Genomic DNA, 9233 nt, shown 5'->3' on the forward strand with positions numbered 1-9233 from the left:
TCTATCCAAATTTTTCGTCTGGGTAGAATTCTATTTAATCTTACAATCTACCATTTTGCTATTATTATGTATTTTACCTAAAAATGTCCAGAAATTATTTGATTAATTTCTGGACATTTTTTAATAGCTGATTTCCTTATTAGCTTCCAATTGATATTCGTGTCCGTGTACTTTTATAACACAGCCATGATCAGCTTTAACCTTTATTTCATTATCCTCAAAAGTTAGACGGTATCTAACACCACAATACTTTTGTGTAAATGACAATCTTTGCCACTTACTTGGTAATTGTGGATCAATATTCAATTTACCATCTACGAATTTTACACCCGCAAAGTCACGCATGATAACAGTCAATACTGCACCCATAACGCCGGTATGAATACCATCAGCAGTTGTTCCTCCTTGAATATCGTCATAATCAGAGCGGATAGCTACTTGTAACTTTTGCCAAGCCTTATCAACATCACCTAAAGCAATATCAACACTAGCATAAACAGGTCTAGAAACGGTTGATCCATGTACAGTTCTGGCTAAATAGTAATCGCGATTCTTTTTCAACCAATCTTTTGGCAAATTATTACCCAACTGTTTTACGGTTTCTTCCATCACTCGTGGCCCCAAGTTGTAAATCATCATCAATGAATCAGCTTGTTTATCAACTTGATAATCATTAGCAGACTTGTTTTCAGCTGTTAAGATACGATCGATTCGATGAATATCACCATACTTTTTTTCATAGTCAACTAAATTCAGATCTTTCAATTCAAAGTAGTGATTGTATTGCTCAATAATCCCCTGATCATTGATATAAACTTTTAACTTATGAGCCATTTCATCAGCCTTACGAATTAACGTTTCATCAAAGTCTGATTCTTCACAGGCTTTAGCAAAAGTTTCTGGCATTTTCTTACGTAATTTCAATAGCCAAGACAATGACCAAGCTACCATCATATTAGTATAAGCGTTGTCTGACAAACCGCCTTGATTCGTATTCGGATAAGCTTCATGGAATTCATCTGGACCCATAACACCAGATAGATGATAGTTTTCACCATCATATTCCGCCTTTTCTAGCCAAAACTTACTTGTCTGTAAAAGAACGTTTAGGCCACCTTGTTTCAATAAACTATTGTCACCTGTCATCTGTGTATAACTCCAAATATCATAAACAACGGCTAAAGAAACATGACGTTGAAGACGTGAATTATCTGGATACCATTCATTGGTCATTGGATTTAAATGAATCAACTGAGCTTGTTCGTCACCAATACTAGCTGATTGCCAAGGATACATAGCACCATGTTCTCGTTGCAACTCCGCATTCCTTCTAGCAGCTGGCAAGCGTTTAATTCGATATTTCATTAAAGCTCTGGCCGTCTCTGGTTCAATAGCTGTGTAGTAAGGAACAAAGAAGAGTGCATCCCAGAAAATGTGACCACGGTAACCTTCACCTGTCAATCCACGCGAACCAACTGAGGCATCTAAGTCCGGATTAGCTAATTTTTGTGCAGCTTGATGTAATTGGAAAATATTCAAACGAATCAATTTTTGAATATCCTTGTCATCGCTAGTTATTTCAACATCAGCAACTTTCCAAAAGTCAGACCAATGTTGTAAATTGCTTTGATAAATTTCTTCAAAGGTACCTTCATCAAGAGCCATTTTAACAATCTTTAGATAATTTGGATCTTCATAATCAGTAGCCACTGCCATGACTCGTTTAATATCCAAGACCTGTTTAGCAGCTAACTTAATTGTTGTGTGATCCACAATTGAATCTTGATTATAACTTGTTTCAAAGTTAGCCTCTGAACTAGTTGTTTTAGCTCCTACGGCAAAGTTAATATTTGATTGTAGAGTCTTCCCTTGCAAAATATGATCAGCCGTTTGAGTTACTTTGAATTCCTGACTATTGAATTTACGATAACGTGCCACATTCTGATTTTTAATCTTACCGTCAATTATCATTTCAACACCGACTTGAGCTGAGAAATCTAAAGATAACTCTACCTTTAAAGCCAAGCGATGATAAGATACTGGATCACAAACTTTAGTTGTTTTGACGAATAAATGCCCTGCATCAACTGGGTAAACTAACTCTTCTGTTAGCTTGCCTTTGTGCATATCCAGAGTGGCTTTTCGTTGATCATAAGGAACTGTAATTTCAGTTTCGTTAATTTTGATCTTTAATAATTGAGGATTGGGAAAATTAACCGGATCCTCGTTTACAATATCTCGAGAATTAACTTTGGTCGTTGTTTGATTGAAAATTCCGGCAACATATAAGCCAGGATAATGGTCAGCGTTATAACGACTCATCAACGGTGCACCTCGCCAACCGAGGTATCCATTACCTAAAGTTAACAAAGCTTCTTGACTGTAGGATTTAACACCTCTTGGCGTATCCCGATAAACTATTTGCCAATTTTCTGTCATAATGATCTCCTTATTTTACAGCATCTTTAAAGACGTTCTTCTGTTGAGCAGATTTAACTTTAGTTAAGTCAGCATCACTGAAGCCCCATAGGTAAACACAAACGAATGAGATAACAATTGTTACGACACTAGCGATAACGAAAGCCCAAATATTGTTAGGATTTGTCTTGGAGAAGAATGATGGGAAACCAATCAATGAACCTGTGAAACCAAACATATCGATCTTCATTAATCCGGCAAGGAAACCACCAACGGCACCACCAATATTAGACATCCAGAAAACACGTCCATATTTCAAATTGATACCATACATGGCAGGTTCAGTAACACCGGCATAACCTGATAGCGCTCCAGCTAATGATAAGCCTTTAACACTAGCATTCTTTGTCTTAGCCCAAACGGCTAAAGCACCTGTACCTTGAGCAATCATTGTAAAGTTGATCAAAGCATTCAAAACTGAATGACCAGTCATAGCGATATCGTTTGAAACAATAGGAACAACCATCCAATGCAAACCGAAAATTACTAAGACTTGATACAAACCACCAATTACTAATCCAGCAACAGCCTCATTAGCAGTTACTAACATGTTGATTAAGGCGGCTAATCCACTTGAAATTAGGGAAATAACAGGTCCCATGATAACTAGAACAGCAGCAGAAACAATAAATAGCGTAAATAATGGTTGGAAAATTGAACGTAAACTCAGTGGTAAAACTTTTTTAAGCCAATTACCAACTGGTCTTGCTAACCAAGCAGCAAAGATAATTGGGAAAATTGAATATGTGTACTGTGGAATATGAATAGGCATACCGAAGAATTCAGCGTTCATTGGAATCCCCAAGAAAGTAGACATACCCTTAGTTGGTGCTGCCCATAAAGCAGCAATAGTTGGGTGAACTAAAACACCAGCAATAGCAGCCACAACAATTGGATCAGAACGTAACTGTTTGGCAGCCGTATATCCAACTAAAATTGGTAAGAAATAAAAGGCTGAATCGCCCATAGCATTAATAATGATGTAAGTTGTTGATTTAGTATCAATTAAATTCAAATTAAATGTAAAGAGTGTTAAGAATCCTTTTAAAATACCAGAAGCAGCAAGCAATCCGATAATAGGAATCATTGAACCAGTAATAGTTCCAATTAATAATTGAAATCCTTTAGAAATCCAACCCCATAGATTTGTAGGTCTTTGTTGAGTTTCAGTTTGTTTGTTAGTTTCTTTGACCGCTGACTCGGTGGCCTCTTCGTCAGAAAAGTCCTCACCCAATTGGGCAATTACTTGATCATAAACATCAGTAACCGCTGGTCCAATGACAACTTGATATTGACCTAAACCGGCATTGTACAAAGCCCCAGCAACACCATCTAGGCTGGTAATCTTTTCTGTTTGAGCTTTCTTTTCATCTTTTAAATAAAATCTCAAACGTGAAATACAATGAATAACTTTATTAATATTTTCAGGTCCACCGACATAAGAAATAATCTGCGATGCTAACTCTGAATAATCTTTACTCTTTACCATTATTCTCAATCCCCCATATTACTAATATTTATTTTTGGTACTTAATGATGACGTCTGGCAAATTCAACACTACTAAATTTGTCTGCTCGATGTCTTGACTCGGTATATGATAAGATTCGGCTATCAGTGAGATGTGTTTCACTTCGCACAACGACCATTGGAACTGATGATGAAATTCCTAATTGATTGCAGTCCTCATACTCAGGATTTTCAATCGTTAAATGCTTAATAGCATAATCAATTGTTAATCCTAAATTATGTTCAAAGTAGTGAAACAATGAATTTTCAGCCTCTTCCGCAGGAATATCTTTGACAATATCTTCATTCACGTAATCATAATCTAAAATGGTTGGTATCCCATTAACGATTCTTTCTCGTACGATTAGTTGTGCGTAAATTTGGTCAGATCCAAAAAGTAAGTTTTCTGGCACTAAAACATGATCTTGAATTTTGATCACCTTATTTTTTGAATCCATACCGTTTTCTTTAACTATTTCTTTATAACTTTTTATTGATGAGACTGGGAATGAAAATCGCTTTGTGCTTAAAACTAAGCTTCCTTTGCCTCGTATGGTTTGAATATATCCCTCATCCGCTAGCAACTGCATTGACTTACGCACCGTTTCCCGGGATACGTGGTAACGCATTACCAATTGCTGATTGCTAGGAAGAAGTTCTCCTGATTGATATTTCTGTGTTTGAATACCACTTAATAAATCATGGTAGATTACCAAGTACTTTTTCATATGACCTCCAACGACCTAAGATTAGCATAAATAAAAAGCGCTTACATCAACGTTTTAACAGCCTTAACGGAAAAACCTAGACAAGTTGATTACAAACGCCGGAAGAATTACCAAACTAAAACTAGACAAGTTTTTTCATCTTTATTTATTCTTTTATGCCGATTGTATTTATTTAATATTTAAATCATAATTTTTTATTTATTTAATAGCAATTCTATTCAAAAAAAAGCAGGCCTAATCGCTCATCACAATTAAGTCTGCTTTTAATTTATATATATATTAGTCTATTTAATTTCTGTATAGCTATCACGAACAGTAAACAAAGAATCAATCGATTCATTCAATTCTGTCATTTTAATAGCGTCACCAACAAGGTCTGTTACAGAAAGAATTCTTAATTTATCAAACTTGCATTCATCAGGTACTACAATCGAGTCTGATACTAGAACTTGCATAAGATCTGAGGCCTCAAGTCTCTTAGCAGCATCTTTTGAAAAGATTGGGTGTGTAGCAACAGCTGAAATTGTTTTGGCACCGGCAACTTTAACAGCTTCGGCACTATTGATCATTCTTGTACCAGTATCGATCAAATCATCAACGATAACACATTGTTTACCGTCAACATCACCGATAATGTCAGGAACAACGTTACTATCTTCAGTTGATCTTTGATCAACGATAGCAATTTGTGAACCGAAGACTTCAGCCAAGGCACGAGCACGTTTAGTTGAGTTATGATCTGGAGCAACGAAGACAAAATCGTCAGGATTCTTGATCTTCTTTTCAAAATAGCTGGCAAAAATAGGCATAGCACGTAAATGATCAACAGGAATATCAAAGAATCCTTGAATTTGGTCAGCATGCATATCAAGGGCGATCACACGATCAACCTTGCCTAATTCCAACATGTTTGCAAACAACTTAGCAGAGATAGGTTCTCTTGAACGAGATTTTCTATCTGAACGAGTATATGCAAAGTAAGGCAATACACAATTAATGTTTTGTGCACTTGCACGTCTAAGAGCATCTACAGCAATCATCAATTCCATGAAATTATCATTTACAGGGTCTGAAACTGAATGAATAATGTAAACATCTTTTCCACGAATACTTTCATTAATTTGAATGTTAATTTCACCGTCACTGAAGTGTGAAACACTTGCATCCAATAATGGAATACCCATGTAGTCAGAAATTCTCTTAGCTAATGGCTTATTACCATTTAAAGAAAGTAAAGCAACGTTATCTAATGTACTATTAGACATATTTGTCCTCCAAAAAATTATATAAGTACTGGTCTACCAACAGGTTTACTCTCATCGGCAATCACCAAGCCCATGTCATTCTCTGACAATGATTTGTTTTTAGTTCTAACTCCCGATTGTGAAACTATTGTAAACTTATACTTTAATTTTACACTCAATTGTAGATAATTATCCAGTAAATATGAATCTATTTTTCCATTTAAATACAAATGATACTCCGGGTACTTTTTCATTACGTTTTCAACAATCTTTACATTATCCGGATTTTTTACTTGTGAAACGGTTAAAGCAATCGCTACCCTCTCAGCAAAGTTTCCCAAAAATTTATTTTTCTCATCAGGCTTTAACTGTGGCTTGCCAAAAATATTCTTTTTTATATAATCTTCAACGTTAGTCATATTAACCCTCCATATGTCATAGTATAGCTGAGAAAGTAATAATATAAAAGAATGATAATTGTTCCTTACCGCTCAAGTAAAATTGTATAATGTGAGTAAAGAAAGGATGTGTTACTTATGGATGAGATGGTATTTTTTAACCCCGGCGATGCCATTGCCAACTCTAAAGACTTTGGTGAGGCTGTCCGTGGAGCACAAATTTACAAAGCTAAAGATCCTTATGAATCATCCCTTATCGTTGCTGAGGATGTCAGCGATAAAAAATCTTTTGTTGTATACTTTGCAAAAGACGAAAAATCAGACGTTAAAGACTCTGATAAGAGTGTAGTTCCCTATCATTTGAAGAAAAAAATTTAATTATTAAAAAATGACTTGAATTTAAATAAATTCAAGTCATTTTTATTTTTCCAATTTTTCTTGAAGCCAGCTATCGAGAAAAGCTAATTGTGATCTGGTATGAAATCGATGTTGACCGTCTTTCATCACCGTTACATCAGCGTTGTGCTTTTTTACAAAGTCTTTCAACATTGATTCCGAGGTGTGATCATCATGTTCACCATAAAGGATTTCAGTTGGAACTTGCCAATCAATCGGATTATCTCGGACATACTGTAAAGTCTGCCAGGAGAAAATTTCTTGACCAATAATTATTTTGCCCTTATCCCTTAATTCAGTTTCAGTAATATTATTCTTCCTCAGTGAAGTTAATAAATACTGCTCCATATTTAATAATGGAGAGATGAATAAAGCCTTGGTTATCGTCATATCTTTCGTCAACATTGAAAAGTATGCTCCGATACTATTAGCCAATATCAAAACCTGATCATATTGCTGATTTATTTGATCATATGTATCTTTGATTTGCTTTTCCACAATCCAAGGCAAGTATTCTTTGTAATCAATCCCAACAATATCATAATCAGGGCAAATTCTTTTAAAACGTTCAACTTCAGCAGCACTGCCACCTTTCCCGTGAACATACAGGATAACTTTTTTCAAAATCTCAACTCCATTAAAGTGCAATATAATCTAGCAGTTTGAATAGAACATCTTGATTCTCAATTGGAACAGACATTTGTAAAATATCATCAGCTGTCTGATTCAAAACTGAACCTTCAATATATGGAAAATCATTTATCACCATCTCGCGGACATTATCTGCCTTTGGTTCAAAATGAAATTGTAAACCGATAATACGATGGTTCATTACGAAACCTTGATTCTTAACCTTATCACTGGAGAACAATAATTCAGCTCTATCGGGAACTTCAAACATTTCTTCATGCCAATGCAAGACGTTCATCTGTTCAGGTAAATCAGGAATTACTTGTGATTGCAAATATACTGGTGCCCAACCAACTTCTTTCGCTGGTGCCTTAGTAATATTGTAACCAAGTTGTTTGGCAATCTGTTGAGCCCCAAAACAAGCACCAAAAATTGGCTTATCTTGTTCAATCATTTTTACAATCAATTCACGCTCTTGTTTGATCCAAGGTAAGTCATCATTAGGACTCATTGGACCTCCTAAAATAATCAACATGTCAGTCTTATCAGCAGTTGGTAAGTAGCCAAACTGATATGGATGATAAATATACATCTCATGTCCATGTGCTTGTGACCAATCCTGAATCATTCCTGGACCTTCATTTGGAGTGTGTTGCAAAACATTTATTCGCATATAAATCCTTTCACTCAACGGCAATGTTTAATTGGGTATCGCCTGCAACTGCCCAAGATGAAAATATTATAGCATGGTATTCTTTCCTATTAATAAAAATGCATTTTATTTTCAAAATATAAATAGTGACATATTATGACAATCACCAATGTTATTCTTTATTTATCAACGATAGTTGAGGTTCTAAATAAATTACTTATAGGAGACATTAATATGAAAAACCCAAAATTTAATTCTATGGATAGTTGGGCAATTTGGGATATTCCAGATACTGATCTTACAAATAAAACGCCTGAAGAGCGTCAAAAATTTTTTGGAGATAACTACCGACCTAATCATTTTCCATCAGAGAAATTAACTAAGGATTTAGACGCAAAACTAGAATCTTTAAAATACGTTATTGCTGGAATGAATCCTGGTAATGCGGCTATTGACCAAGTGAACGAACCCTTTCTAAATTTTCATGGTGCTAAAAAGAGTGCCGATTATCGCTTAGCTGCCGCCCTTTATGGTACTGAAATTTGGGGATCATTTATGACTGATGTTTCTTCTACAATAGAGAGTAAAAGTAATAAAATAAAAATAACCCAAGACGACGTTGAAAAATTTGAAAAACATCTTGATGAATTGGGGATTTCTAAAGATGTTACTATAATTGCATTGGGTACAAAAACGTTTGCTGCCCTTAAAAAATTTGCTAATCGCGATGTTAAAAAAATCTACCATTACTCAAGATCAAATGGTTGGTGGAAAGCCGAAAAAGTTCACGGTCAGATCGAAGATATCCTAAATAAGTAAAAAATCGTTTGGAAATTATAAAACGCAACACAAAAGTTAGACAAATTCGAATATTGTTAAGCCATTAAGACATGTTCCTTGTATTCACAGGGAGTCATGTCTTTAATTATTTTCCAAAGATACGCCGGAGTCTTTGCTCAGAGTAAGAAAACCAATCAAAACAAAGAAAAGAATAATTATTCCCAAATACATATATGTCGGTCTATAACCTATTGTGTCATACATCCTGCCAATAGGTGTCGATACTCCGATAACTCCGATCTGGCTAAAAAATTGATACCCAATTAAATAAAGAATTGATGATAACCTTGATTCAAAATTAATATTTATATATGGTAGATTGTAAGATTAAATAGAATTCTACCCAGACGAAAAATTTGG

Annotated in this window: 10 protein-coding genes; 2 read left to right on the forward strand and 8 right to left on the reverse strand. The window is 35.1% G+C overall.

Going from position 1 to position 9233, the window contains the following annotated elements; genetic code table 11:
* Positions 1 to 120: 120 nt before the first annotated feature.
* The 5 genes from FD33_RS07755 to FD33_RS07775 form a co-directional block, all read right to left on the reverse strand.
* Positions 121 to 2439: a glycosyl hydrolase family 65 protein gene (locus FD33_RS07755; RefSeq protein ID WP_025086289.1), complete on the reverse strand. Its 2319-nt coding sequence runs from the start codon at positions 2437 to 2439 to the stop codon at positions 121 to 123.
* Positions 2440 to 2449: 10 nt separating this feature from the next.
* On the reverse strand, positions 2450 to 3967 hold the full coding sequence (locus FD33_RS07760) for a PTS transporter subunit EIIC (protein WP_025086288.1): 1518 nt from the start codon (positions 3965 to 3967) through the stop codon (positions 2450 to 2452).
* 41 nt (positions 3968 to 4008) lie between these two features.
* Positions 4009 to 4713 (reverse strand): trehalose operon repressor, encoded by a 705-nt coding sequence (gene treR / locus FD33_RS07765; protein WP_025086287.1) that lies wholly within the window; start codon positions 4711 to 4713, stop codon positions 4009 to 4011.
* Between the two features lie 284 nt (positions 4714 to 4997).
* Positions 4998 to 5978 (reverse strand): ribose-phosphate diphosphokinase, encoded by a 981-nt coding sequence (locus FD33_RS07770; RefSeq protein ID WP_054642828.1) that lies wholly within the window; start codon positions 5976 to 5978, stop codon positions 4998 to 5000.
* A gap of 17 nt (positions 5979 to 5995) precedes the next feature.
* Positions 5996 to 6376 (reverse strand): YueI family protein, encoded by a 381-nt coding sequence (locus FD33_RS07775; RefSeq protein ID WP_025086316.1) that lies wholly within the window; start codon positions 6374 to 6376, stop codon positions 5996 to 5998.
* A gap of 117 nt (positions 6377 to 6493) precedes the next feature.
* On the opposite strand from FD33_RS07775, the gene FD33_RS07780 reads away from it, so the two are divergent.
* A complete protein-coding gene (locus FD33_RS07780) occupies positions 6494 to 6733 on the forward strand; it encodes a hypothetical protein (protein WP_025086317.1) in 240 nt (79 codons plus the stop codon).
* A gap of 42 nt (positions 6734 to 6775) precedes the next feature.
* On the opposite strand, the gene FD33_RS07785 is transcribed toward FD33_RS07780, so the two are convergent.
* A complete protein-coding gene (locus FD33_RS07785; protein WP_025086318.1) occupies positions 6776 to 7375 on the reverse strand; it encodes an alpha/beta hydrolase in 600 nt (199 codons plus the stop codon).
* Positions 7376 to 7388: 13 nt separating this feature from the next.
* Positions 7389 to 8054 (reverse strand): type 1 glutamine amidotransferase, encoded by a 666-nt coding sequence (locus FD33_RS07790; protein ID WP_025086319.1) that lies wholly within the window; start codon positions 8052 to 8054, stop codon positions 7389 to 7391.
* A gap of 213 nt (positions 8055 to 8267) precedes the next feature.
* Between FD33_RS07790 and FD33_RS07795 the strand changes: the two genes are divergently transcribed.
* Positions 8268 to 8852: a hypothetical protein gene (locus FD33_RS07795; protein ID WP_025086320.1), complete on the forward strand. Its 585-nt coding sequence runs from the start codon at positions 8268 to 8270 to the stop codon at positions 8850 to 8852.
* Between the two features lie 102 nt (positions 8853 to 8954).
* Here the strand turns inward: FD33_RS07795 and FD33_RS12675 are convergent, their stop codons facing one another.
* Positions 8955 to 9182 (reverse strand): MFS transporter, encoded by a 228-nt coding sequence (locus FD33_RS12675; protein WP_152319288.1) that lies wholly within the window; start codon positions 9180 to 9182, stop codon positions 8955 to 8957.
* Positions 9183 to 9233 lie beyond the last annotated feature (51 nt).

It is taken from the genome of Companilactobacillus paralimentarius DSM 13238 = JCM 10415, from assembly GCF_001434985.1.
In the GTDB taxonomy this organism is placed as follows: Bacteria; Bacillota; Bacilli; order Lactobacillales; family Lactobacillaceae; genus Companilactobacillus; species Companilactobacillus paralimentarius.